The following is a 24,053-nucleotide window of genomic DNA, read 5'->3' as shown; positions in this document are numbered from 1 at the left end:
AGCACATCTTACTCTTCTTCTCATCATTTCTAAACGTTGCACTTCATCGTTGAATATAAGGGTATTAAAAAAAGCGACTGCTATTGGCAATCGCTTTCAAACTTTATAATACGTACTAGATTTCAATAAAAGCTAACAATTTATAAAGTATCAGTTATTAAAGAAACTGTTATTAAAGCGGACAGTAGTAAAAACAATAACTTGAATTAAAGATGCTTATCTAGTAAAGCAGCGAGATCTGATTTAGGCTGTAAACCCATTACAGTGTCTACTTTTTCACCGCCTTTAAATACCATCAATGTAGGAATACTACGGATACCAAAACGGCTAGCAGTTTCAGGGTTTTCATCTACATCAACTTTAACTACTTGAACTTTGCCTTTATAGTCATCAGCGATTTCTTCAAGGATGGGTGCAATAGCTTTACAAGGACCACACCAAGCCGCCCAAAAATCTACCAATACTACTGACTCTGAGTTAACAACATCTTGATCAAAGCTGGTATCGCTCGCATTAACGATTAAATCCGACATTTTTTATTCCTATTATTAATATTGAAGATGAATTAGCTATTACTAAATATTGACTAATTAAAAATTAATGACGTTATATTACCATTTATTGCATCAACTTTTGTCTTTCGCCCGTTAAATATGGTTAATGATTGGTATCAGTTAGATTGATGATATACTAAGCGCCTAATTTTCGTTAGTGCTTCAGTTAGTTAATAACAATTGCTTTGGCAATTCAAGCCGATTTATAAATTCATACTATTTTATACAAATTGCGACCCATTATGGCAATATCAATAGAGACTGTTAACCGACTTAATCATGCTGAAACTCAATATGACGATCAATTTTTTAGAGATTTTAAAAATCAAGTGACCGTCTATGAGGATGAAGACATTTTGCTGGTGGACAAACCAACAGGATTGCTTAGTATTGATGGTAAAGATTTAAAAGTCAGCTTGTTGTCTAGATTGGAGCGAGCTAACCCTGAGATTAAACTTATCCATCGTCTTGATATGGATACTTCAGGATTGATGATATTCGGCAAAAATAAACTGGCACAGAGCCATATTAGCAAACAATTTATTGAACGAATCCCTCAAAAAGAGTACCAAGCCATTGTAAATGGTACTTTAGCCAAACCAGGCGAAAAGGGAGAGATTAATATTCCAGTTCGCTATGAGCCCAGTATTAAACCAAAGCATGTTGCTGATCCTCAGTGGAAGAAGCATGCGCTAACGCACTTCGAGGTGCTACGTCATGAGGTCTGTAATGGCAAGCCTGTGACTCGTGTGGCATTATATCCGGTAACGGGACGTAGCCATCAATTACGGGTACATATGGTGCACTTAGGTCATGTGATCATTGGCGATCCTATCTATGCTCAAGAAGAGGCACTAGGCATGTCCTCAAGATTAAACTTACATGCTCATAAGCTACGTTTGAAGCATCCGACCATGAATACATGGATGGCTTGGGAAAGTTACGTACCGTTTTAAATCAATTATTCGTTGAGATACTTATTCAGATAGTTTTAATCATTAACATAATAAATTTAAAGCCTTAGTCGAGCCAACTTAACTCACTGAGAGTTGCCAGCCATATAAAATACTTTTATTTAACGATATTTAGTAGTATGGTAAAACCATTAAATGGAAATTTAAAAATATAAGCGTAATATCATTGTTAACTAAATTCAGTTAGAGAGATTCACTTAGACAGATTCAGCCAGTTAAATAAATACTGAATTGAGACAGAAATTTAATAAATAAAGGCGTTATTCGGTTCATTCACTGCTATAAAGCATATCATAATAAAGCGAATAACCCATAGGTCGTAAATAACAAGTTTGGCTATACAAGGATTGTATTATGAGTATCATTCACTCTATTTCTCATTTCAAAAATTCACGTGACGCCGCAAAGCCGTTAGATCGAGTAGAAGATGTCCGTGCGGCAGCAGCAGACTTTCGCAAAACCATGCTCGCCAACCCCAAAGTAAGGTTTTATAAAACTTTTGAGTTGATTCGCATCCCTTACCCTACCAAGTACGGCTATCTTAATGCCTTTGACCTACCCACTCCTTATCTTCATATCTGTAATAAGCTGTTTGTTATCCAGTTTGATAGTGAAGAGGGCTTAAAGACACTTTTGGTTAGTCCTTCTGATTGGGAATACCAAAAAGAGACGCCTTATTTTAATCAGATGATCGAAGATGTTGGAATGTTGTCCAAACCGGTAGAGATGTTGCTTGTTAAAGCCAGTAATACTGTGTTGGGCGCCTTAAAAAGTTTGGGGTTAGAGCCAGAAGATGTGGATTACCTCACCTATGATCATTTGCATACTCAAAATATTACCCGTTGGCTTGGTGGTCAAGGTCAGTCTGCTATTTTTCCTAATGCTAAATTGCTCGTTATGAGAGAAGAGTGGGAGAGTGCACAGGCTTTATTACCTTGGCAAAATCAATGGTATTGCCCTCATGGTATTGAAGGGGTGGAAGAGAGTAGGGTTGAGTTACTGGATGGTGATGTGTTTTTAGGGGATGGTTCAGTTGCTTTATTGCATACCAAGGGACATACCGAAGGCAATCATTCTATTGTCGCCCATACTGATCAAGGTTTACTGGTAACCTCAGAAAATGGCGTTAGCATGGACGCTTATGCCCCACAACATTCTTCAATTAAAGGGTTGGCTCGATATGCAGAACTGACCAAATCTGAGGTCGTAATGAATGGCAATACTCTTGAGTTTGGGGTAGATCAATATCTATCCATGATTCAAGAAAAAACGATAGCAGGACCTTATCCTAAAGATGAGCGATTCTATAATATGGCGCTCTCCTCTGAGTCAGCCGGCTATTTCTTATTCCCAGGTACTGCACCTACTATACGCATGGGTGAACTTGAGTTTGGAACATTTACTGCTAATAGTAAATCCAAAGCTCAAAATAAGAGAGGTGGCCTGTGGCGCAAACTTTTATCGTAACCGGTGCTGCTTCAGGTATTGGTTTAGCTTTATGCCAAAAGTTATTACAAACAGGTAATCGAGTCTGTGCCTGTGATGTAGACTATGAAGCGCTACAAACAAATTATGCGAATCATAAAAAAGTTACAGAAGGAGGTAGTTTATTATTGCAACCCCTTGACGTACGTTATGTGGACCAGTGGCAATATATAGTTAATAAGGTAGTGGCACAATGGGAAAGCATTGACGTTTTATGCAATGTGGCAGGGGTATTAAAAGACAATTGGGTGACAGATATTGTGATTCCCTATGATGTTGACTTCCACTTTGATGTCAATGTCAAAGGCACTATTTATGGCACCCAGAGCGTTATCGAAACCATGAGAGACCAAGGTAAAGGCCATATAATTAATGTGGCATCTATTGCCGCTCTATCGCCTGTGCCAGGACTGTCATTATATAGCGCCAGTAAATATGCGGTTCGCTCTTATTCTTTAGCAGTAGCTATGGAGTTAGCTGAATATGGTATTGCTGTCACCACTTTATGTCCTGATGCAGTGCAGACTCCCATGCTAGATCAACAAAAAGACAAACCGCAAGCGGCTTTAACTTTTTCAGGTCAGCGCACCTTAACTGTTGAAGAAGTGGTCGAAACCATAGTAGGACCTATATTAACTAAGCGTCCAATGGAGGTAGTCTTACCACAAAGCCGAGGCGTGGTGTCTAAATTTGCTAACCTCTTTCCGCAGACCACAGGCCGATTTATTGATATTTTTCGAAAGCAAGGTCTAAAGCGTCAGACTAAGTCTTAGTGAATTCAGTCTTAGTAAATCAAGTCTTAGTAAATCAAGTCTTAGTAAATACATGGCTTTCTTGCTTTATATCATTATCGTATTGCTTAATGCTAAATATAATAACTTTAGAGCATAAAAAAGCAGCCTCAAATCTTGAGGCTGCTTATTTTTTGACTTTATAATCGATCAGTTTTTAATATTAAACAATCTAAAGCCAGTTCAAAGGTTACTAATTATTAAGTGACTAATCTCATTTAATGACTAATCTAAAGCTATTGCTTATTTACCATGAACTTTTAAACGTTTTTCAATGGCCATAAATTCTTTATCACCAGCAGGTTGTGCGATACCACCAAATACCATCTGTGCTACAAGTTTCCAATCAGGATCGATATTCCAAGTTTGAGCTACTTCTTCATCGATTACTGGGTTGTAATGTTGTAAGTTCGCACCAATGTTTAAGCTAGCCAATGCTGTCCAAATTACATATTGATGCATCGCATTGGTATGTTCAGACCAAGTTGGGAAACGATCCGCATAAAGATCAAAGTTTTCTTGTAGATATTTAACAACCGCTTGATCTTCATAAAATAATACAGTACCTGCACCGGCTTTGAAGCCTTCTAATTTCTCTGCAGTGCTTTTAAATTTTTCATCATCATTTACGATTTTACGTAGAGCATCTTCAGTAATTTGCCATAGTTTTTTATGGTCTTCACCAAATAATACTACTAGACGAGTTGACTGAGAGTTAAAAGCTGAAGGCGTATGTAAAATAGCATGCTCAACTAGGCTAACTACTTGTTGTTTATCTACAGGAATTTGGTCGTTTAAGGCATAAATTGAACGACGTGTTTCTGCTAATTTTTGAAAAGTTTGTAGGTCTGACATTGTTGTTCTCCGTTATTATTACTGGTTGATAAAAAAATTTAACTTTAATTTAGTTAAGGTAACTATTGGTTTTATTATGAGTATGACTCTTACGGTTAAGTCTTTGCTTTGGCTATAACTTTTATTAATTGACTCATGCTAATTATAAAATATAAAGCCAAAACTGCCATATTGTTTTTGTAAAATTTATTTAATAGTTACTTCTAAAGGTGAATAAATATTACACAATTAACTCTTAAAGCCTTCTGGTAACGCAGGGGCTTCCAATCTTCTTAGTTCTGAGTCGACATTGCCAAAACGTGGATGGTGATTATTCCAATCGGTAATGGCCTGCTCGATGTCTTCTTTATTGTCGGAAACAAAGTTCCACCATAATAATACTTTCTGATTTAAAGGCTCTCCGCCTAATAGCATAATGCGAGTGCCTTGTTTTCCTTTAACAGTTATGGTGGTTTTCTGAGTAATATCATCAAAGCGAATCAGTTGATTTTGCTCAAATTTTTCACCTTGATATTCGATGCCGTCAACTACCATTAATATGCCATAGTCCATGCCTGGCTCTAAGGACAATGCCACTTCAGCGTCTTTAAGGAAGTGCACATCTAAACCTATAAGCTTACTGTATTGAATGGTAGGGGCTTTATAGCTTCGTCCTTCTGGCGTCGTGTAGTCGCCTGTGGTCAATACATATTCAGCTTTGTCATCGTTCCAACTTGGTAACTCAGGGTAATGATGAAAGTTACGTTCAATTTTTTGATCCAGCGGTAGAGCAATCCATAACTGAACCATGTTCATTCCGTGCCAAGCATCTTTGGAGCCACCGGTATTGGGAAATACACTTTGTTCAGTATGACTGATGCCTTGATCATTGCCAGTACCAGCGGTCATGACGTTAACTTGGTTTTTAGTAATCACTTGCTCATTACCAATGCTGTCTTTATGAAGCACTTCGCCATCAATCATCCAACTAAAGGTTTGTAAGTTGATATGAGGATGTCTGCCCACTTGCATACCTTCCTCGCCTTCGTCAAATTCAGCAGGTCCAGCGTGGTCCATAAAGCACCAAGCACCAATAGGCTCTTTTCCTTTATTGGGTAACAAGCGAGCGATAGGAATACCGCCAACATCGGCTAATCTAGGATCTAGGGTTGTCGTTTTCATAAAGTACCTTTTAGAGTTATAGTTATCAATTGAAATAAAGAAGCTGGCTAATATAAGGCTAGCTACCATAATGGATAATATCAGCAGTAAATCCACAACCATTAAATTAATAATGAGAAGATTAATAACAAGAAAGTTAATAACAAGGAATCATAATAAAAAGGTCTATCACCTTATATCATTAGCTCCATGATATTATAAAATAAGATCTAGCGCTTCTCCGATAAATTTATCAATACATTAGCTTATCTGTATTGAGAAAAGTAGACCCCTACGTAAACATTTGTCGACACGGTGTTAAAAGAGTGAAACCATAAACTTTAAAAAGATTATAAAGGCACATCCATTACTAAGACTTGCGCATTCTCAATCACGTCCATGGTAAAGTTTTTGGTTTCAGAAATAGCGAGTCCATCTCTTGGAGACAAGGTATTGCCATTAATGACTACTGTACCTGAAATAATAAACACATAGGCGCCATTTAAAGGTGACTTAATAGAATAAGTACAAGTCACCCCTTTATCAAACTCACCCACACTGAACCAAGCATTCTGATGTATCCATACTCCTTCATCATCAGGATTGGGAGAAAGTACTTGATTAAACTGATTACAGTGTAATAAATCCACTAAACTAACTTGTTGATAGCGCGGTGTAACGTCTAACTTATTTGGCATTACCCAAATTTGTAAAAACTTAACTGGCTCAACCTCGTCACCATTCATTTCAGAATGAACAACGCCAGTTCCTGCCGACATAACCTGAATTTCACCACTTTTTATAATGCCATGGTTACCCAGACTATCCGCGTGTTGCAGCCTTCCAGACAGAGGAATACTAATGATTTCCATGTTAGCATGTGAATGATCGCCAAAGCCCATTGCGCCGTCAACATGATCGTCATTGATTACTCTCAATGCCCCAAATCCAACTCTCTGTGGGTCATAATAATCTGCAAAACTAAAGGTGTGTTTACTTTTTAGCCAACCGTGATGAGAGCCTCCACGTTTATTAGCTGCATGATATATGGTTTTCATAAATTATCCTTATTTTAATATCAAGTTAAACAAAAATAACTTAATAAAACACTATAATAATTTAATATCAATACATAACAATTTTTATTATTCATTGAATTAGAACAGATAATCGTTGATTATTCATCATTAATAAAGACATAATCTACTTTAAGATTTAATCGGTAAAACATCTCAAGTTTACATACAATACTTGGGTTCACATACAATAAGGAATGACAACTATGAACAGTAATGAGCAACTTAATTACGAAATTATTGATAACAAAGAAGCAAGTCGATTTGAACTACATGTGGATGGTTATGTGGCTTTTGAAGACTACGAATATTTTACTACCAGTAGCGGAGAACCAGGTATTGCCTATTTGCATACTGAAGTGCCTAAGGAGTTAGGGGGTCGAGGTATTGCTGGCTATTTTGTGAAGTCTTTATTAGACGATGCAGCCGCTAAAAATCTACGCGTTAAACCTATTTGTCCCTTCGTGAAAGCTTATATTGATAAGCATCCTGAGTATCAAGATAACTCAGTTTTCCATAATGCGACGCCTTAGTATGACCTTAATAATGCTTTAAGAGATATTCGCGTTACTCAATCTTAATAGACTGGGAGATTCAAATCTCCCAGTCTAAGTTTACCAGCTTAAGTTTCCTAGTCTGATTTTCGTAGCCTATAAGTAGTGCATTGATAATATCAATTGTACTATAGACGAGTGGTGTCAGTATGGTTACGATCATCAACTGAATAGGCGCCTGGACCATGTGCCACAATCATTAAAAAACCACCAGCCATAGCTAAGTTTTTCATAAAGTTAATAGCTTGGTTTTGATCGCCAAAGTCAGCATGGAAGATAAGCGCTGATAGAATGCTAAATCCTGCCAATAAGAAAGCTGCAAGACGTGCTTTAAAGCCAAATAAAACAGCTAAGCCACCTAATACTTCTAAGATAATAACTAAAGGTAACATAACCCCAGGTACTCCCACAGATTCCATATAGCCTTGAGTGGCTGCATAACCTGTAATTTTGCCAATGCCTGAGTAGATAAAGATAGATACTAATAGAAGACGACCCAATAGCGCGCTAATGTTATATATTGATGAGTTCATGGTATATCCTTTATTTGAGTTGATTTTGTTTACGCTTGCTAATTAATGAAGCTATTATAATTGTTGAAATTAACTTGATAAACACTAATAATTGCAAATAAAAGTTCTAATTATTAGAACAATTAGATTGGGATAAGATAAACTAAAAAATCTAGTTCCACAATATAACGGACAAATAGTAACTTAAATAAACTAAAGATTTATTACAGTGAGGCGGTATGGATTAATAAAGCGAAGGTTTTATAAATCAAGTAAGCTTTTTATAAATCAAGTAAGCTTTTTATAAATCAAGTAAGCTTTTTATAAAGACAATAGGATGCTTATAACGACATTAGGGAGGGAGTATGGGACAGTTAGAAGATATGGCAATGTTTGTTAGAGTGGTAGATGCAGGCAGTATTACCAAGGCTGCAGACCAACTGAATATTGCTAAGTCTGCAGTAAGCCGCCGCTTAAAGGAGTTGGAAACACGATTAAACAGCCAGTTAATCAGTCGTACTACCCGTAACTCAACACTAACAGAAGCGGGTCAAAAATATTATCATGAAGCCTGTAGTATTGTTAGTGAAGTGGATTTGTTAAATGAACAAATTAGTGGCGTGACGTCTTACATAAATGGCACAATGCGCTTGACTGCGCCTTTATCTTTTGGACTAATGCACTTAGATGAAATCATTCATAACTTTGCACTACAACATCCCAAGTTAAGCTTTGAACTCGACTTCTCTGATAGGCATATTGACTTAGTAGAGGAAGGCTATGAGATGGCGATCCGTATTGGCGAGCTTAAAGATTCGTCCTATCAAGCCAAGCGATTAACTGTGATTCGGCGTATACTTTGTGCCAGTCCTGAATACCTTAAACAAGCTGGCACGCCAGACAGTATAGAAGCGCTAAAACACCATTCCTTTTTACAATATGGATTAAAAGGTAAACAAGGCGAGTTAGAGGTTATAGACCCTTCAGGTCAACGGCATAGGGTTGATACCACCTCGCGCATTAAAGCCAATAACGGTAATTTCATCCTTGATATGGCGATAAAAGGCCATGGCATTGCCTTTACTCCAACCTTTATCGCTTATCAAAGTTTGGCAAAAGGTGAGCTGATTCCGATTATGCAAGACTATCAGTTTCCTACCTTAAATGCGTATGCAGTTTATCCAAAAAATAGATTTTTATCCCAGCGCTGCCGACTATTGATAGATTATATTATTGAGCAAATTGGGGATGAGCCATACTGGGATAATATTTAATACTGTTGCTAAAGCCATATTTTATGAGATGCAATAAAAAAATAGCCTATCGACAAATCAATAGGCTATTCATATTATTGATGTTATTACTAGATTTATAAAACCAAATGTTTCAGTAGCTATTTGATTAACGAGTCATTTATGTCTTTGATATCATGTAATATTTCTATAATCTCAGCTTGAGTAAAGTATTTTGGTACTGAGTAAGTATCTCTTACTTCAATTGCCGCTGCTTTGGCAATTTTTTTGAAGTCCGCTTCATTGATGCCTTTTACAGAACGATCAATATTCGTCTCTTCTATTAAAGATATTACTTGCGCGATTAAATGATCTGCTAAATTACCGTCATCTGCTTTAGTTTGTGCGCTTTGTAACACGCCAGCCTTCTTGGCTAAAGTTGCCAATCTGTGCTGACATACGTCACGGTTGGCATCCAAGATATGTGGTAGAACAATGGCATTAGCGCGACCATGAGGAATACCATAAAAAGCCCCTAACTGATGAGCTATAGCGTGCACATATCCCAAACCAGCTTTGTTAAAAGAAATACCACCATAGTGGGCAGCAATACCCATTTCTTGACGAGCTTTTAAGTTTTCGCCATCTTTATAGGCCACAGGTAAATACTGGAATACGGTACGAGTAGCAGAAGCTGCGTAATAATCGGTTTCACTGGTGGCATTAACGCTCATCCAAGCCTCTAGCGCATGGGTTAGAACATCAATACCTGTATCAGCGGTAATGTGCGGTGGCATACCTTTCATGATAACTGGATCAATGGCAGCAGCTAACGGCACCATTCTTGGGTCAATAGATAAAGATTTTTGGTGAGTTTTATCATCCGAAACCACTGCACCTAATGTGGCCTCAGAGCCAGTACCTGCTGTGGTTGGAATACAATAAAGCGGCATAATTTTTGACGCTTTAAGTAGTCCCATTAATTTTTTTGGTTTGCGTTTGGTCGCCTGACTTATGGCAATAATTTTTGACGCATCAATCACCGATCCGCCGCCCAAAGCCAAGATAGCATCGCAGTTATTATCAACAGACTGCTTAATACCTTCCTCTACTACACTAAAAGTAGGGTCAGGGGTAATGCCATCATAAAGATGAAAACCTATGCCTTTTTGCTGTAGATAATCTGTGACTTTATTAGGAATACCTAGTTTGTTAAGCACAGCGTCGGTCACGATTAAGATTTTGGTCGCCCCTTCATTAATCATCATATCGCACAGCTCAAAACAAGACTGTTCACCAATGAATAGTTGAGGTCTAGGAATAGGAACAACCAACGCAAAAGCATGTAAAGCTTTGGCACGAGTTTTAGCGACAGCTAAATAGCTGGCATGGTTGAATTTGGTGGGCGTAAGAGATTGAAAAGTGGCAACTGCCTTAGTGACTGGTATAGTAATGGGCATAGTAATGGGCATAGTAAAGCGCATAGTACCGAGAAAATTAACTGGCATAAAAAAATCCTTTTTAATATTGCTAGATTAAGATTAGTAACAGTATAGATATAGTAAATAGGTTGCAAGCATTAAGAGACTTAAGGATAGACAAAAGGCTATGACTATAAGCTCTAACTTTAACGCAGCAAAAGGCTAAACCTGTTGTAAAAACCAAGAGGTTACATACTGCCAGCAACTATTTTGCCACTATATCAACTAGATAGGAAGAGAAATGAGCACAGAGATAAAAATAAGATTGGCGGTGAAGGAGGGATTCGAACCCTCGATACGCTATTAACGTATACACACTTTCCAGGCGTGCGCTTTCGACCACTCAGCCACTTCACCGTTTTGAAGCCGTATAGTATACCTAAAGGTTATCCACTTGTCATCTTTAGTGGATTTAATTTACTAGTCGTCAGTGTGCTATTTATTATTAATACAAGTTATTGACGTCATCAGTTGCCGTTTATCGATTTTAAATGCTTTACAGTAGATATGACCGTTGATAGCATAGCTAACTTTTATAGATATTCGCTTAAGTGGGTTATGAGATATCTAAAGTGCAAATACTAGAGTTAATTAAAGGCGATAAAAGTGGTAAATAATAGCAGTCAACAACGAATAAAAGTATGGTCTAATTTCACAGTATTAAGGTTACTTAGCCAAATAACACAATATAGCGCAGCATTAAATCTCAAATTTCTCAATACGATTCAAGTTTTTTTAAAATTAATGGCAGTGTGCTTAACAGTGGTTTTTACTAGCGCCACATGGGCATCCGATTTTAAGGATTGTGGGCAAAACTTTTATAAAGCCAAAGCGCCGGATTATTTAGATGAAAAGATGCTTAATAAAAGCGTACCCTTATGCTTTAATGGATTTGCAACTTTATATTCAGGGTTATCTAGAACCCCCTTATGGTCAGCGGAGCATTTGACTCGCAATAGGTTAGATCAAGCGGATACCATTCCGCGAGAAGACAGCTTTCATAGTGAAAGTCGTTTGCCGAGCAATATGCAGGCCCAACTCTCCGATTACAAAGGGACAGGCTATGATCGTGGTCACTTAGCGCCTAATGCGGATATGGCAAATATTAATCAACAATATGACAGCTTTAGTCTGGCCAATATAGTCCCTCAAGCTCCAGAAAATAACCGCTACCTGTGGCGCAACATAGAATCAGTAACCCGCTATTTAACCAAAAAATATGGTGAAATCTATGTCATTACTGGCGTGACATTTAAAGGCAATAAGCTGACCCAATTAAATAATCGGGTGCTAATACCAACCCATATGTTTAAAGCCATTTATATCCCTAAAACTGGTGAAGCTGGCGTGTATTATGCCCCCAATGATGATACTAAACGTGTTGAGATTATTAGTGTTGACGAGTTAGCTTTGCGTACCAACATTGATGTGTTTCCTACTATTAATTCAAAAGCTAAATCTAAAGCCATGGCTTTGTCTTCAAATGTTGGTGATATACCAGAAAAAAATACACCGAAAAATCAAACTAGTGATGAGCCCTTATGGTACTCAATATTAATAGAGATTTTACGGTGGCTAGTGAATACTTTCCTTTCTAAATAAACCTTTATCAACCAATAGGTTTTAAATAAACAATGCTTAAACGAACAATGCTTAAACGAACAATGTTTACAAGGATAGCTTTTAATCCTAGTAGATATAGATTGTGAGATAACTTTTGAATAGCTGTCTTTTAAACATCGCAATGTTCTTAATATCTAATATACATTTATAAACTAAACTGGTTATTAGAATAAGCCTCTGAATAGGTTAAACTGACTGTTAATAAAAACGCGAAGGAGTCATATGATATGAGCGATTATACTGAAAATGTTGTGCCAGATGTGCCAAAGGAAAACTCAGATTTTCAAGACTTTAGTTTTATACCGTATGATAATGACCATCAAAGTTTGCAAATAGGCGATCTTACCTTTGAAAACCAGACCGATAAGATTATCGTATATGGCGATATAGAAATTAGTAAGAATCAGCAGGGGTTAGATAAGGCTTTGAAGTTAAAAAAACTGTTTGACCTTATGGTTGTAAAACTTGAAGAGGCCAAACAAGCCGATGAGTTTATCGAAACTACGAGTAAACAAGGATTATTGAGAGAACAGAATCAATCTAGCAAGGAAGTAGAGAATCCGTTTTCATAATTATTACCTTTTAAAAATAAAGTGGTAATAATTTATTGATTTAAAACTTTTTTTTTATTTTTAAAGCGTTATAATAAACCATACCTTTTTAGGTAGTTAAATAAATAAAAAATATCTTGACCAGTGTAAAAACTGTGTCTAATATACCTCAACCAACAAGTCAGAATTAGTAACTAATCGTTTCAGATTTGATTTTTAAGTCAATTATGTTGCTATTAAAACTAACTTTTAACAATTTTCGAAAGGAATCGTAATATGAAGTTATTCAATCAATCAATTCTAGCACTTTCAGCTCTAGGTATTGCCACAATTGCTATGGCAGCAGATCCACTAGCCAATACCACATGGCAAACTTACGACAACGGCGAGCCAAAAGCCATTGTTAAAATCACTGAATCAGGTGGTGTTTTAACTGGCAAAATCATCTCTACGTCACGTCCAGAAGGTCAAAAGTTTGTCGGTCGTACGATTATGGCAGGTCTTAAAGCTGACGGTGGTGGTAAATATAGTGGTGGTAAAATTACTGATCCACAAAATAACAAGACTTATCGTCTAACTGCTGAGTTAAACGGTAGTGACTTAAATTTGAAAGGTCATTTAGGTCCATTCTCACGCAGTCAAGTATGGAAAAAGAAATAATTTAGGTCGTTAATTGACTTAATATTATTTTATACCAATTAAACTAGTAAGTAATAAAGCCAGATATTTTATCTGGCTTTTTTAATGCACAAATTATTAGTTTACTATTTATCTTACCGCTCTTTGTTTGCTTATCTAACGTACTTGGAAGCTATTTGATTCCCCAGTGTATGGTGTGATGCTGCCATCCCAGCCATTTTTCCAATCACCTTGATGTACAATACGATAGGTGCCCGGGGCAGTATCTTGCCCTATACGCCAATCTATAGTAATTTTGCTATAAGCCAGTTTTTCACGTTGCCAGCTATAGGTGGTATCGAAGTCGCTGTCCTTTTTATAGTCGATCCAGCTACCATGATTTAGCTGTTGTACTATTAGAAAGCTATCCTCGGTTCTAAGATTGTTCTTAGGATGCGCCCCTCTAAAAACAACACTTACTGTATTGCCTTTGCTATAGCTTGGATTAGGCTGCTGTAGTACTTCTCCCCACTGCTGGTTAACCGGCTTATCATCAAAGGATACACCTGGTCGTTCAGCAAAGCTTTTATGTGATCTGTCAGGCGGGGCTATCTCATTACGTATAGGTTTACCTTCACGCATTGCTTGAGCTAATTGGACATATTGTTGCAGATACGCATTGGCCTGATAAGGTCCAAATTCAGTTGAAGCCCCTTCATAATGCTGCTTGGCATATTCCGCTCGGGTAGTTATATATCCGCTGTAATTGTTAGCTAAACCGGCGATAACTAAAGTGTTCACGCCTGTAGGGGCTAATTGGTTACTAACTGCTTGACGCAAATGTCGACCCACCATAGTGGTTGGTTCTCCAGGTATAGCGATGAGGGCAAGGTTGCCGATACGCATTAGTTGCACCGGCTGCTCATTATTCACCCAGCCCCAAGAACCGGTAGGCAGCAATACCGGCTTTTCGGCTTGACACTTATCTTGATTACCAGTAGATACTATACCAAACGCACTTCGAGTCGCCGTCCCTAACACAGAAGTATCCACTTTGTTCAAGCTGTCAGTCAAACGCAAGCTATCTCGAGTCATTCCCTCATAAATACCGGTAATATTAGAAGGTCCATTCTCAGCACCTGCCGCAAAAGAGTAGCCACGGGCAGGGGCACAAAGTTTTTGTGGTCCTGCCCCTTGAGTGTATTGCGCTTCAACCTCATAACCTTGTAAATCTACCCAACGCGCTCGAGTATCTATAGAACCTGTGACAGGTTGACCTTTATCCCATAAATCAATAGCCTTATTTAATTGCAGCGAACCGTCACGAATTACATTTTGCCATTCATTTCTACTACCTTCAAAGCCAGGCGCTGAATAGGCATTACCGCCACTTGCCACTACATCACCTTCATCTGTGTTGGCAAAAGCGGCCACAAAATTAGAGTTATTTTCTTGCTTAACTTTGGCTTCTATTCCTAATTGTGCATAACCTTTATTATCCGCGCTTAAATGAGTAAATTTATTGCTAAAGCTAGTCGGGTGTATCGCAAACCAATTAATAAGCCCCAATGGGCTATCATCTGCTTTATTAAGGCGTAATTGAGTCATAACTTCATTGACAGTGCTGTCAGAGTCTTTGGCATCTGGATTGGCGTAATAAGCAGGCAAAGAGCGGTTGCGGGTGGCTTGTACCAATTTGCCTTGGGCTAGGCTTAATTTGCCCGGCGTCAAACTGTTGTGTGCCTGCTTAATTGAACGCACAATCCCGTCAACTATGGCTTCAAAGGTTTGTTGGCTATAGCCTGCTAGCGTGTCATCTTGGCTTGCAATTTGATATAATTTTTGATGAGAAAAGCCGCCATTACCCACATGGGTATGGGTCGCCGTTAGCATTACATTGTCTTCTCTATACAGGGCTCCATATTCTGTATGTAATCTTTTGATCACCTCAAGCTTTACTGAAGTGAACATGGCTCCCAAATCTGTTGAGACATAGACAACTCGCTTGGACTCAGGGTTATCGACTTCGGCAATTATAAAAGCGCGCGAGTAAAGTCTGTCATTAAGACCGGTCACCATTTGCTTGGCAGCATAGCCAAACATACCCGTTTCTGCTGCCGGTCCTGTAATATCTGCTTTACCCACGCCTACTAAATAGTTTGATTCTGTGGATTTAGCAGAGCTAACTGCTTGTGATGTAGGCATTTCTTTGAGAGCAGAGACATTATGACAAGCCACTGAATTCAAGGCTAAAGTAGCGGTACAAAGTGAGGTAAGTAACATATAAAAAGTCCACCATAGCTAGAATGAGGCCATAACAATTTGCTTAGGGGCAGCATGTAGGGTTTAATTTAACTATGGCATAGCTGATAGTAAAGGTATACATTGCCCTTGTTAAAGCCCTCAGAGCAGTATGGTCAGCTTTATTAAGGTTACGATTTAACTTAGATTTATGACGTACTGACTGTTTGGTAATTAGTATTTGATAAATACAATCATTAGGTAAATACAATGCTCTCAAATGAATCGGATATTTGTCCTTGTCGGATTAACCCTAATGCTGCACTGTCCTCCAAAAGCATCAATAGTGACAAGGGTGCTTTTAGCTATAGTGAGTGTTGTCAGCCTTTACATCTAGGTAGCAAGGTTGCTGACACTAGTGAGGCGTTGATGCGTTCTCGTTATGCAGCCTTTGTGAAGGTATTGCCTGATTATATTTTAAAAACCACATTGCCCGCCCAACAAGCGTATTTGGACAAACAAGCCATTATAGAATGGGCAGAGCAAACCCACTGGTCAGGACTAACGATCGTTTATCATAATCCAAAAGTCAGCAAGCGCCATGCTCAAGTTGAATTTAAAGCTTACTATCATGACCAACAATTTGGCAGTCCACGATTGTCTGCTCATCATGAAGTGTCTACTTTTGTGGCTGTTAAGGATCGAAAGCTTTGGTCAACAGAGCAAAGTAGTCAGCACCATTGGTATTTTTTAGACCCCACTACTGCGCTCAACCTAAGTCAAAAACAACCCTGTATATGTGGTTCAGGAGAGAAGTTCAAACGCTGCTGTGGTCAGTTTGTTTAACTTATTTGACCTTCCTTTTATGTGCTTTAACTTTAATGTGCTTTAAAAGTTTATCTGCTTTAACGTATCGTCTGAATTAACCTTGTATCTGCTCAATGTAGAGCAAACTAAACAGTTATTACATACTTGCGCCAACTTCTTTAGCAATAGCGATTCCCTCTTCAATGGTCAAATATTTGCGTAAACTTGGCGTGTCTCTAAACTCAATATCGCCTTCACGAAATACCAAGCATTCATTCACCGCCAGTTGTTGCCATGCTTCGTTTTCTGTCAAAGGTACTGTAACGATAATAGTAACCTTATCTTTGTCAGTGGTAACGTCACCAAAGTTTATAGACAAATCATCATCGGCAAGTTTAGCCTCCCCAAAGGGCGCTTTACGGGTTAAATAAAATAGCAACGAGTTAGCATAAGCCAGCTGCCAATCTCCGTTAGATAATAAACAATTAAATAAGCCGTTAGCAGCTAAATAGCGACATTGAGAAGTAAGAAACTTAAACAACTCTTGGTCTGAGGGACGCAGCTTATAAGTTGATTTCAAACGATTGATCAAATAACAAAAAGCTGTTTCTGAATCTGTGCTACCTACCGGACGGCAATACTCACTGTTGCCATTGTCTTGTAAGCGTTGACAACGTTTTATAAATCCCTCGTTCATCTGTCCATTATGAGCAAACACCCATTGTTCGCCCCAAACTTCACGGACAAAGGGATGAGTGTTAGCTAGACAATTAGTGCCTTGCGTGGCTTTACGAATATGGGCCACTACATTTAACGCTTTAATCGGATAATTTTTAATCAACTCGGCAACGGGGGAGCGGAAACTTGGTTTATCATCATGAAAAACCCTAAGTCCTCTACCTCGATTTTGAGCAGCAGTTTTATCTGAGGTCTCACAAGCACTAGGCTCAAAAAAAGCAATGCCAAAACCATCGCTATGATGATCTGTATTGCCACCACGATTATGAAATCCGGTAAAACTAAAGCCAATATCTGTTGGCGTGTTGGCATTCATACCTAATAATTGACACATCTATACGTTACCGCCTCTATTTATTATTAATATCTATTTCATCAGAAGCTAGGTCCGTCCCTTGACTGACATCTATATTGTCTAAGATTCGTTTCGCTTGAGCAAAGTCTTGTTGTTGAACCCAAAGAACGGCTCCAGAATTCATACCCGGTATGGCGCTTAAAGCTTGTAACGACACTTTTATGTCATTGTTATTAAGTAGATTTGCGTGAAGTTCAGCTTGTAGATTTGTGTCGTAGCTGGCTAGCTTATACCATTCATCAACTTGATTGCTCATAGCATTTCCTTAGGTTAATGACTTTACGGGTTATTTAACATCCGTTCTCGAATACGGCATGTTTCACGTGAAACATTGTTAGGCATGGTTAAGTATTATTAAGCCTTATTAGGCATCACCAAATCCTGATGACCAGTTAATTTGTCCAATGGGATAAGCGTCAATGTTAAACCCATTTGGATAGTCTTGAAACCCGGGTTTAGTCATCAATTGTTCAATGATTTCTTGCGCCTCATCTTTAGTAGCAAAAACCCCTATAAGTTTGTAATTTTCAATATGATTGTTGATATTGTTATCCTTATAGCGAGCGTGCTCTAAGACATATACAATTTGCTGATTATGAAGTAGCTTTTCTACTTCTGCCCAATGATAAGCTGCCAAGCGCTTCATTAAATCCGGATTTTTCACCATAATACTATCACCGGTACGGCCTTGCTCACGATTATAATAAATGACATTTAGTCTCAGTAACCAGAACGTCGTTGCTGCCATGGCTAGCATAGTAGGGAGCGCTTGTTGCTCAGCTTTAGTCAAAGTACGTTTACTTTGGTAACCTCTTAAAAAGGACTGCATTTTTTCAGTATTGAAATTGACCGATTCCCCGTCATTGGCATCTCCCCAAGTGGTACAAAAGTCATTAATAGTAATGGCAATATCCATTACATAATGTTCCACACTGACCTCGGTAAAATCGAGTAAGCCGGTTAATTCCTCATTGCTATTCTGTAAATCCCACAAGGTATTATCAGCAAACAAGTCCAAATGGCACAACCCTTTTGGCAATATATCGAGAGGTAATTGCTCGTACCCATGCCAAATATCAGCCATTAGTTTTGCTTCATCTGCTGGCATAAATTGAATTTCACGATCACGGACCTTGTCCCAGGGGTATAAAGGCACGCCGTAATCTTCGGCAGGGATTAAGCTTTGAAGCACATTATGTAAAGTGGCTAAAGCTTGGCCCATACTATGGCACATAGCTGGCGAAATTTGTTTTGGATGTTCGCCTGATAGACAAGGCACTAAAGTAATGGCTTTGTTATCATAATTAATTACATAGGGGGAAGAACCTTCAGTCATAGCGTCCACTTTAGGCAGGGGGGCGGCAACGGGCAGCGTGTCTTTTAGACGGTTTAAAATAGTGGCCATTTTAGCAATGTCTTCAGGGGGGCGTTCTTCAAATAAAGTGAATACATAAGAGTAACTGCCTTCTTCATCCTCTTTGGTCTGGATAAACCAATTAGAATTTTTGATGCCTTGAGTAATGGGGATTGCCTTTACAAAAGAAACGCCAAACATTTGACAAAAATCGGCGAATTGGTCATCTGAAAGGTGAGTATAAACAGACATGTGGCTCTCTTAATAAGTTAGGGTTAAAAATGAAACAGGCGTAAGATTAAAGATTAACACTATAAACAGTCAAAAATTAATAGGAATTAGGACTATAGAGTAGATTAACTATACTCTCATTATACTTAAAAGCTGACAAGAGGCATCTATAAAACTTGAGCAGTGGACAATAGAACTAAAGGTGTTAGCAAATACAAGATACAACTATAAGATACAAATGTTAGATACAAATGTTAGATACTGTGGGAACAACGGCGAATTTGCTATTAAGCGAATAAGATTACGTTTAACATTAGCACAATATAAAAGGTTAATTTTGCTAAAATGCAAAAGTTTAAACGACTTGAGCAAGCTTATAACCTTACAACCTTACAACCTTACAAGCTTATAACCTTATAACCTTACAACCTTACAACCTTATAACCAATAATATCGAATCGGTAGCAAAAAAAGGATCAACAGAATGTTAGCAAAGCGAATAATTCCCTGTTTGGACGTAGACAATGGACGAGTGGTAAAAGGGGTGCAATTTGTAGATATTAAAGATGCTGGGGATCCGGTAGAAGTGGCTCGTCGCTACAACGAACAAGGCGCCGATGAAATTACTTTTTTGGATATTACGGCGACTCATCATGGACGTGATACCACCTATGAGATGGTGGAGCGTATTGCCGAAACAGTTTTTGTGCCTTTAACTGTGGGCGGCGGTGTACGTAAAATTGAAGACATTCGCAATTTGCTTAATGCAGGCGCTGATAAAGTAGCTATCAATTCAGCAGCGGTATTTACCCCAGAGTTTGTCGGAGAAGCGGCGGCTAAGTTTGGCAGTCAGTGTATAGTGGTGGCTATTGATGCTAAGCGTGTTGAAGATGTTGATGGTCAACCAAGATGGGAGATCTTTACCCACGGGGGTCGTAAGCCAACAGGTATTGATGCAGTGGCTTGGGCAGCTAAAATGGCACAATTGGGTGCCGGCGAGTTATTGGTGACTTCAATGGATGGAGATGGCACAAAAAAAGGCTATGATTTACAACTAATGAAAGCGATTACCAGTAGCGTAAATATTCCCGTCATTGCGTCAGGTGGAGTAGGCAATTTACAACATTTAGCCGATGGCGTCATAGAAGGGGGCGCTGATGCGGTTCTTGCTGCCAGCATTTTCCATTTTGGTGAGTATAGCATTGCCGAAGCTAAGCAATTTATGGCAAACCAAGGCATCGAAATGCGCTTATAAGCATTTTCGATAAAGCGGTAAATAGTTATAGGATTGTTTAGGATTACTGCTGAAAGGCTGTTTTAGTTTTTTGACTATTAACGCAATTATTAACAATGATTGGTGCTAAAACCGCCTTTAAAAAATGTTATCATAGCGGTGATTTTATTTCATCATTAAGATTAGGATGTGGTCATGCAAGATTTACGAAAACAACGAGAAGCCATTACTCATATTGAAGGTAATTTATACCAAAATCAAGACGCTCGAATCGGCATCGTAGTGGGTCGTTTCAATGCGTTTGTAGTAGAATCCCTAGTAGACGGTGCCATTGATGCTTTATTACGTCATGGTGTATCAGGCGAAAATATCAGTGTGATTCGAGTGCCCGGTGCGTTTGAATTGCCATTGACTGCGCAGCGTGCTGCAGAATCAGATCGTTTTGATGCTGTTGTCGCATTAGGGGCAGTGATCCGTGGTAGCACCCCACATTTTGATGTGGTAGCTAATAGTTCAGCCAGTGGTCTAGCCAGCGTTTCTATGGATTATAACATTCCTGTTATCAACGGTATCTTAACTACAGATACCATTGAACAAGCTATTGAGCGTTCAGGCACTAAAGCGGGCAATAAAGGCGCGGAAGCTGCTATGGTGGCTCTTGAGATGATTGCTGTATTGTCCCAGCTAGATGTTGATTATGATGAGTTAGATGCAGACTAGTCATTAAATCAAGGCTTACAGTTCGTTATTCGCGTAACTGCAAAGCCTTTATAATGTTTAAACCAATAGTTGCTGTGACCAAGATCACGGCAGCTTCAATCATAATATATTTTTAGTTTATAACCCATAGTAATGTCAAAGCTCGCTCTTTGATGATAGGTATTTATATACATGAGCAATCAAAATCCGGCAAAAACTGAAGACAACCAACTAACTGGGCAACAATTAAATGACCAGTTTGATATTAATGAAACTACCTATAAAACTAGCCATAGTGCCGTTCGTAAGGCACGTCGTTTTGCGTTACAAGGGCTGTACGAATGGTTGATGACGGATCATCGCTTCGAACAAACCGGCAAGGGGGATTGGAAAGCCAATCCTCCCCACGATATTGCGGCGCGCACTCGTGCTAACAATGCTATGCATACCGTACATCTGGGTTATTATCACACTATGATGCGTGAAATTCCTGAGCAAATAGACGATTTAGAGGCATTAATTACTCAGCATTTAGATCGTCAGATTAGCCAAATCGATATGGTAGAGCATGCGGTACTGTTAATTGGGGCTTACGAGTTAAAACATAGCTTGCACATTCCATATAAAGTTGTGCTTGATGAAGCGATGAAACTTAATACCCATTTTGGTGCCACAGATGCCCATAAACTGATTAATGCAGTAATGGATAAGCTAGCTGTAGAGCTACGTTCTGTCGAAGTAGAAGCAGACAGCGGTACTGGCTATAAGCAGAAAAAACAACAACAAAAAGCCGATCAGCAAAAAAGAGAGCAAGTTGAAGAAGAAATGGCGGTTAAAGAGCTTAGCGCTAAAGAGTCTGCAACAGAAAATAATGAAACGGTTGAAGTATCACAAGAAGAAGCACAAAAACCTCGTCAACCAAAACCAAGAATTAGCCTTAAACCAAAAGAATAGTTGAATCCATATTCGAACTGATGGTTGAGCTTTAAGATGGGCTATCTATTAACTTTGATAGATAGCCCTTTGCTTGTTAAGCATTGTATTATAAGTTACTGACAACCTATAGAGCATAGCCCTGATAGAGCATAGCCATTTCCACCTTTAGGATGAAGCGTGATGACTGAATTTGAGCTTATTTACCGTTATTTTAAAGCGCAACATTCGCAGCGTTCGGAGTCACAATCTACCACTATTGTAAAAGATGTAGGTGATGATGCTGCGGTGATAGACATTACCTCACCTACTAAATGGGTAACCTGTGTCGATACGCTAATTCAAGGCCGTCATTTTAGTGAAGATTGGCAACAAGTTTCTGAACTGGCCTTTGCCATTGGATATAAAGCGGTGGCAGTGAATATCTCTGACCTAGCTGCTATGGGGGCTAAGCCACACAGTATCTTGTTAGCACTGGCCTTACCACAGCGTTTGGCTAATGAGTTTTGGTTAGAGCAGTTTGCTAAAGGTCTGTTTCATGCTTGCACTCAGTTTGGGGTCAGGCTTATTGGCGGTGATACCACGCGCAATGATAAATTAGTGCTTAGCATCACTGCCAATGGTGTAATGCCTATCGATACCGACCCTATCTATCGTAACGGTGCCAAAGTAGGCGATAAGGTCTACGTCTCTGGCACTATAGGCGATGCCAGTTATGCGTTGTATCATCCAGACACTGAGGTTGGTGTACAATTGGCCAATCGTCTACACATGCCAACGCCGCGCATAACACTCGGTCAAAAATTGGCCAATAATAAGATAGCAACTGCAATGATGGATGTGTCTGATGGTTTGGTACAGGACTTAGGTCATATTTGTCAACAAAGTAAAGTGGCGGTACGCTTAGACTTAGAGAAGCTACCAACCAGTCAACCATTAAAAACTGTTGATTTGGCTGAAAGATTACGTTGCCAGCTGACAGGCGGTGATGACTATGAATTAATATTTACCGTACCTGCTAATGTGAGTTTATCTCAGGAGTTTTTATCATCCATGTCTACTGAGGTAACTTATATAGGGGAAGTTATTGAGTTAAGCCATATAACCCCTGATGAGGGACAGTCTTTTTCAGTTCATCTGTCTTATCAGGGATCTGCTGTTACTACACAAGATCCATTTCCTTTTGATGACTTTCCCAACTTAAAGGGCTATCAACACTTTGTTGATTGAGTTAAAGATGATAAACCGATGAACGTTAAAGTGTACTTAGTTGACCTATATGTAAGTAAGTATGGATAGATAAATAGATAGATAGATAGATAGAGAGCTATAACCTAGCTAAATGATTACTAGGATGTCATTATGTCAGTAGATTCTAATATGAATCACAAGCCAGATATTAGTAAGGCCAATACTTGCCCGCCCTTACCCATAGGGGCGAGTTTGTTAGATAAAGTGGTGTATTGGTTGGGTATCGGGCTGGGCAGTGGATTGCCAAAACGTGCACCAGGGACTTGGGGCACTTTGGGTGGGCTTATAATTGCTATACCTTTATTACAATTGGATTTTCTAGCTTTTTTTATGATAACCATGCTAGCAAGCATTATAGGTATTTGGATATGTGATAGAACCTCAATACTGATGCAAGTACATGATGACCCGCATATTGTTTGGGATGAGTGGGCAGGGATGTGGATTAGTCTTTTACCGCTGTCTTTTATTTTAACCTATGTCCCGCAGTATCTGACCCTTGGCTACTATTGGTTAGCAATCATTTTGTCATTTATCTTGTTTAGATTTTTTGATATTGCTAAGCCTAATCCTATTAGATGGGCAGATTCAAAGGTACGCGGTGGTTTAGGCATCATGTTAGATGACATTTTGGCTGGTATTATGTCAATGGTAGCTTGGGTTATGATTGTTGCCAGTATTTTGTCATTTTATCCTAACATTTATAGTGCATAAGTAATCGAACAGAAATATATTATAATACCAACTTTCCATAACATTCATAA

General features: G+C 38.7%; 24 protein-coding genes and 1 tRNA gene. 14 read left to right on the top strand and 11 right to left on the bottom strand.

From position 1 onward, the window contains the following. Positions 1-206: 206 nt before the first annotated feature. The gene (gene trxA, locus QZ265_RS03420; protein ID WP_296403428.1) at positions 207-533 is read right to left on the bottom strand and encodes a thioredoxin; all 327 of its coding nucleotides are present in this window, start codon (positions 531-533) and stop codon (positions 207-209) included. A 263-nt stretch (positions 534-796) separates the two neighbouring features. Here trxA and QZ265_RS03415 point away from each other — a divergent pair, with 263 nt between their 5' ends. The 3 genes from QZ265_RS03415 (at position 797) to QZ265_RS03405 (ending at position 3,786) form a co-directional block, all read left to right on the top strand. Beyond that, complete coding sequence (locus tag QZ265_RS03415) at positions 797-1,510, top strand: RluA family pseudouridine synthase (RefSeq protein ID WP_296403426.1); 714 nt, start codon at positions 797-799, stop codon at positions 1,508-1,510. 372 nt (positions 1,511-1,882) lie between these two features. Next, positions 1,883-2,995 carry a hypothetical protein gene (locus QZ265_RS03410; RefSeq protein ID WP_296403424.1) on the top strand — a complete coding sequence of 371 codons (1,113 nt, stop codon included), beginning with the start codon at positions 1,883-1,885 and terminating at the stop codon, positions 2,993-2,995. Then, entirely contained in the window at positions 2,974-3,786 is an 813-nt protein-coding gene (locus QZ265_RS03405; protein ID WP_296403422.1) for an SDR family oxidoreductase, read from the top strand. The genes QZ265_RS03410 and QZ265_RS03405 overlap by 22 nt, the downstream gene beginning before the upstream one ends. Positions 3,787-4,047: 261 nt before the next feature. On the opposite strand, the gene QZ265_RS03400 is transcribed toward QZ265_RS03405, so the two are convergent. From QZ265_RS03400 to QZ265_RS03390, 3 genes are all read right to left on the bottom strand, one after another. Continuing rightward, complete coding sequence (locus tag QZ265_RS03400) at positions 4,048-4,659, bottom strand: nitroreductase family protein (RefSeq protein WP_296403420.1); 612 nt, start codon at positions 4,657-4,659, stop codon at positions 4,048-4,050. 228 nt (positions 4,660-4,887) lie between these two features. Continuing rightward, positions 4,888-5,820 carry a pirin-like C-terminal cupin domain-containing protein gene (locus QZ265_RS03395; protein ID WP_296403418.1) on the bottom strand — a complete coding sequence of 311 codons (933 nt, stop codon included), beginning with the start codon at positions 5,818-5,820 and terminating at the stop codon, positions 4,888-4,890. A 329-nt stretch (positions 5,821-6,149) separates the two neighbouring features. Then, positions 6,150-6,857, bottom strand: a complete 708-nt coding sequence (locus tag QZ265_RS03390; RefSeq protein ID WP_296403417.1) for a pirin family protein — start codon at positions 6,855-6,857, stop codon at positions 6,150-6,152. 224 nt (positions 6,858-7,081) lie between these two features. Here QZ265_RS03390 and QZ265_RS03385 point away from each other — a divergent pair, with 224 nt between their 5' ends. Beyond that, positions 7,082-7,408 carry a GNAT family N-acetyltransferase gene (locus QZ265_RS03385; RefSeq protein ID WP_296403416.1) on the top strand — a complete coding sequence of 109 codons (327 nt, stop codon included), beginning with the start codon at positions 7,082-7,084 and terminating at the stop codon, positions 7,406-7,408. Positions 7,409-7,557: 149 nt separating this feature from the next. Here the strand turns inward: QZ265_RS03385 and QZ265_RS03380 are convergent, their stop codons facing one another. Further along, positions 7,558-7,962: a DoxX family protein gene (locus QZ265_RS03380; RefSeq protein WP_296403414.1), complete on the bottom strand. Its 405-nt coding sequence runs from the start codon at positions 7,960-7,962 to the stop codon at positions 7,558-7,560. Positions 7,963-8,306: 344 nt separating this feature from the next. On the opposite strand from QZ265_RS03380, the gene QZ265_RS03375 reads away from it, so the two are divergent. Next, on the top strand, positions 8,307-9,215 hold the full coding sequence (locus QZ265_RS03375) for a LysR family transcriptional regulator (RefSeq protein ID WP_296403412.1): 909 nt from the start codon (positions 8,307-8,309) through the stop codon (positions 9,213-9,215). A gap of 119 nt (positions 9,216-9,334) precedes the next feature. On the opposite strand, the gene QZ265_RS03370 is transcribed toward QZ265_RS03375, so the two are convergent. Then, positions 9,335-10,681 carry an iron-containing alcohol dehydrogenase gene (locus QZ265_RS03370; protein WP_296403409.1) on the bottom strand — a complete coding sequence of 449 codons (1,347 nt, stop codon included), beginning with the start codon at positions 10,679-10,681 and terminating at the stop codon, positions 9,335-9,337. A gap of 239 nt (positions 10,682-10,920) precedes the next feature. Next, positions 10,921-11,011, bottom strand: a tRNA-Ser gene (locus QZ265_RS03365). A gap of 387 nt (positions 11,012-11,398) precedes the next feature. On the opposite strand from QZ265_RS03365, the gene QZ265_RS03360 reads away from it, so the two are divergent. The 3 genes from QZ265_RS03360 to QZ265_RS03350 all read left to right on the top strand — a co-directional run bounded on the left by QZ265_RS03360 (position 11,399) and on the right by QZ265_RS03350 (position 13,488). Next, positions 11,399-12,256: a DNA/RNA non-specific endonuclease gene (locus QZ265_RS03360; RefSeq protein ID WP_296403407.1), complete on the top strand. Its 858-nt coding sequence runs from the start codon at positions 11,399-11,401 to the stop codon at positions 12,254-12,256. A 248-nt stretch (positions 12,257-12,504) separates the two neighbouring features. Then, positions 12,505-12,849, top strand: coding sequence for a hypothetical protein (locus tag QZ265_RS03355; protein WP_296403405.1), 345 nt, complete (start codon positions 12,505-12,507; stop codon positions 12,847-12,849). Positions 12,850-13,104: 255 nt separating this feature from the next. Next, complete coding sequence (locus QZ265_RS03350; protein ID WP_296403403.1) at positions 13,105-13,488, top strand: DUF2147 domain-containing protein; 384 nt, start codon at positions 13,105-13,107, stop codon at positions 13,486-13,488. 135 nt (positions 13,489-13,623) lie between these two features. Here the strand turns inward: QZ265_RS03350 and QZ265_RS03345 are convergent, their stop codons facing one another. After that, positions 13,624-15,729, bottom strand: coding sequence for a neutral/alkaline non-lysosomal ceramidase N-terminal domain-containing protein (locus QZ265_RS03345; protein WP_296403402.1), 2,106 nt, complete (start codon positions 15,727-15,729; stop codon positions 13,624-13,626). Positions 15,730-15,957: 228 nt separating this feature from the next. Here QZ265_RS03345 and QZ265_RS03340 point away from each other — a divergent pair, with 228 nt between their 5' ends. After that, positions 15,958-16,533, top strand: coding sequence for a YchJ family protein (locus QZ265_RS03340; protein WP_296403400.1), 576 nt, complete (start codon positions 15,958-15,960; stop codon positions 16,531-16,533). 118 nt (positions 16,534-16,651) lie between these two features. On the opposite strand, the gene QZ265_RS03335 is transcribed toward QZ265_RS03340, so the two are convergent. The 3 genes from QZ265_RS03335 to QZ265_RS03325 form a co-directional block, all read right to left on the bottom strand. Beyond that, entirely contained in the window at positions 16,652-17,566 is a 915-nt protein-coding gene (locus QZ265_RS03335) for a class II glutamine amidotransferase (protein ID WP_296403398.1), read from the bottom strand. A gap of 16 nt (positions 17,567-17,582) precedes the next feature. Beyond that, the gene (locus QZ265_RS03330) at positions 17,583-17,843 is read right to left on the bottom strand and encodes a hypothetical protein (RefSeq protein WP_296403397.1); all 261 of its coding nucleotides are present in this window, start codon (positions 17,841-17,843) and stop codon (positions 17,583-17,585) included. Between the two features lie 108 nt (positions 17,844-17,951). After that, positions 17,952-19,193: a homoserine kinase gene (locus tag QZ265_RS03325; RefSeq protein ID WP_296403395.1), complete on the bottom strand. Its 1,242-nt coding sequence runs from the start codon at positions 19,191-19,193 to the stop codon at positions 17,952-17,954. A gap of 463 nt (positions 19,194-19,656) precedes the next feature. Between QZ265_RS03325 and hisF the strand changes: the two genes are divergently transcribed. The 5 genes from hisF (at position 19,657) to QZ265_RS03300 (ending at position 24,003) form a co-directional block, all read left to right on the top strand. Beyond that, the gene (gene hisF / locus QZ265_RS03320; RefSeq protein WP_296403393.1) at positions 19,657-20,427 is read left to right on the top strand and encodes an imidazole glycerol phosphate synthase subunit HisF; all 771 of its coding nucleotides are present in this window, start codon (positions 19,657-19,659) and stop codon (positions 20,425-20,427) included. A gap of 174 nt (positions 20,428-20,601) precedes the next feature. Further along, positions 20,602-21,126: a 6,7-dimethyl-8-ribityllumazine synthase gene (gene ribE, locus QZ265_RS03315; RefSeq protein ID WP_296403392.1), complete on the top strand. Its 525-nt coding sequence runs from the start codon at positions 20,602-20,604 to the stop codon at positions 21,124-21,126. Positions 21,127-21,297: 171 nt separating this feature from the next. Next, positions 21,298-22,059, top strand: coding sequence for a transcription antitermination factor NusB (nusB, locus tag QZ265_RS03310; RefSeq protein WP_296403390.1), 762 nt, complete (start codon positions 21,298-21,300; stop codon positions 22,057-22,059). A 162-nt stretch (positions 22,060-22,221) separates the two neighbouring features. After that, entirely contained in the window at positions 22,222-23,268 is a 1,047-nt protein-coding gene (thiL, locus tag QZ265_RS03305; RefSeq protein ID WP_296403388.1) for a thiamine-phosphate kinase, read from the top strand. Positions 23,269-23,400: 132 nt separating this feature from the next. Further along, complete coding sequence (locus QZ265_RS03300; RefSeq protein WP_296403386.1) at positions 23,401-24,003, top strand: phosphatidylglycerophosphatase A; 603 nt, start codon at positions 23,401-23,403, stop codon at positions 24,001-24,003. The last annotated feature ends 50 nt before the right edge of the window (positions 24,004-24,053 follow it).

The organism is Psychrobacter sp., from assembly GCF_018260395.1.
Taxonomy (GTDB): domain Bacteria; phylum Pseudomonadota; class Gammaproteobacteria; order Pseudomonadales; family Moraxellaceae; genus Psychrobacter.
Note: the sequence above shows the minus strand (reverse complement) of the source record. Positions and strands in the feature narration are given on the sequence as shown.

Excerpts from the sequence above, each read along its gene's own strand:
- thiL (WP_296403388.1), top strand. The coding sequence starts at position 22,222 with ATGACTGAATTTGAGCTTATTTACCGTTATTTTAAAGCGCAACATTCG.
- QZ265_RS03410 (WP_296403424.1), top strand. The coding sequence starts at position 1,883 with ATGAGTATCATTCACTCTATTTCTCATTTCAAAAATTCACGTGACGCC.
- QZ265_RS03340 (WP_296403400.1), top strand. The coding sequence starts at position 15,958 with ATGCTCTCAAATGAATCGGATATTTGTCCTTGTCGGATTAACCCTAAT.
- QZ265_RS03355 (WP_296403405.1), top strand. The coding sequence starts at position 12,505 with ATGAGCGATTATACTGAAAATGTTGTGCCAGATGTGCCAAAGGAAAAC.
- QZ265_RS03325 (WP_296403395.1), bottom strand. The coding sequence starts at position 19,193 with ATGTCTGTTTATACTCACCTTTCAGATGACCAATTCGCCGATTTTTGT.
- QZ265_RS03385 (WP_296403416.1), top strand. The coding sequence starts at position 7,082 with ATGAACAGTAATGAGCAACTTAATTACGAAATTATTGATAACAAAGAA.
- QZ265_RS03415 (WP_296403426.1), top strand. The coding sequence starts at position 797 with ATGGCAATATCAATAGAGACTGTTAACCGACTTAATCATGCTGAAACT.
- QZ265_RS03360 (WP_296403407.1), top strand. The coding sequence starts at position 11,399 with ATGGCAGTGTGCTTAACAGTGGTTTTTACTAGCGCCACATGGGCATCC.
- hisF (WP_296403393.1), top strand. The coding sequence starts at position 19,657 with ATGTTAGCAAAGCGAATAATTCCCTGTTTGGACGTAGACAATGGACGA.
- QZ265_RS03390 (WP_296403417.1), bottom strand. The coding sequence starts at position 6,857 with ATGAAAACCATATATCATGCAGCTAATAAACGTGGAGGCTCTCATCAC.
- QZ265_RS03375 (WP_296403412.1), top strand. The coding sequence starts at position 8,307 with ATGGGACAGTTAGAAGATATGGCAATGTTTGTTAGAGTGGTAGATGCA.
- nusB (WP_296403390.1), top strand. The coding sequence starts at position 21,298 with ATGAGCAATCAAAATCCGGCAAAAACTGAAGACAACCAACTAACTGGG.
- ribE (WP_296403392.1), top strand. The coding sequence starts at position 20,602 with ATGCAAGATTTACGAAAACAACGAGAAGCCATTACTCATATTGAAGGT.
- QZ265_RS03330 (WP_296403397.1), bottom strand. The coding sequence starts at position 17,843 with ATGAGCAATCAAGTTGATGAATGGTATAAGCTAGCCAGCTACGACACA.
- QZ265_RS03350 (WP_296403403.1), top strand. The coding sequence starts at position 13,105 with ATGAAGTTATTCAATCAATCAATTCTAGCACTTTCAGCTCTAGGTATT.
- QZ265_RS03370 (WP_296403409.1), bottom strand. The coding sequence starts at position 10,681 with ATGCCAGTTAATTTTCTCGGTACTATGCGCTTTACTATGCCCATTACT.
- QZ265_RS03335 (WP_296403398.1), bottom strand. The coding sequence starts at position 17,566 with ATGTGTCAATTATTAGGTATGAATGCCAACACGCCAACAGATATTGGC.
- QZ265_RS03395 (WP_296403418.1), bottom strand. The coding sequence starts at position 5,820 with ATGAAAACGACAACCCTAGATCCTAGATTAGCCGATGTTGGCGGTATT.
- QZ265_RS03345 (WP_296403402.1), bottom strand. The coding sequence starts at position 15,729 with ATGTTACTTACCTCACTTTGTACCGCTACTTTAGCCTTGAATTCAGTG.
- QZ265_RS03380 (WP_296403414.1), bottom strand. The coding sequence starts at position 7,962 with ATGAACTCATCAATATATAACATTAGCGCGCTATTGGGTCGTCTTCTA.
- QZ265_RS03300 (WP_296403386.1), top strand. The coding sequence starts at position 23,401 with ATGTCAGTAGATTCTAATATGAATCACAAGCCAGATATTAGTAAGGCC.
- trxA (WP_296403428.1), bottom strand. The coding sequence starts at position 533 with ATGTCGGATTTAATCGTTAATGCGAGCGATACCAGCTTTGATCAAGAT.
- QZ265_RS03400 (WP_296403420.1), bottom strand. The coding sequence starts at position 4,659 with ATGTCAGACCTACAAACTTTTCAAAAATTAGCAGAAACACGTCGTTCA.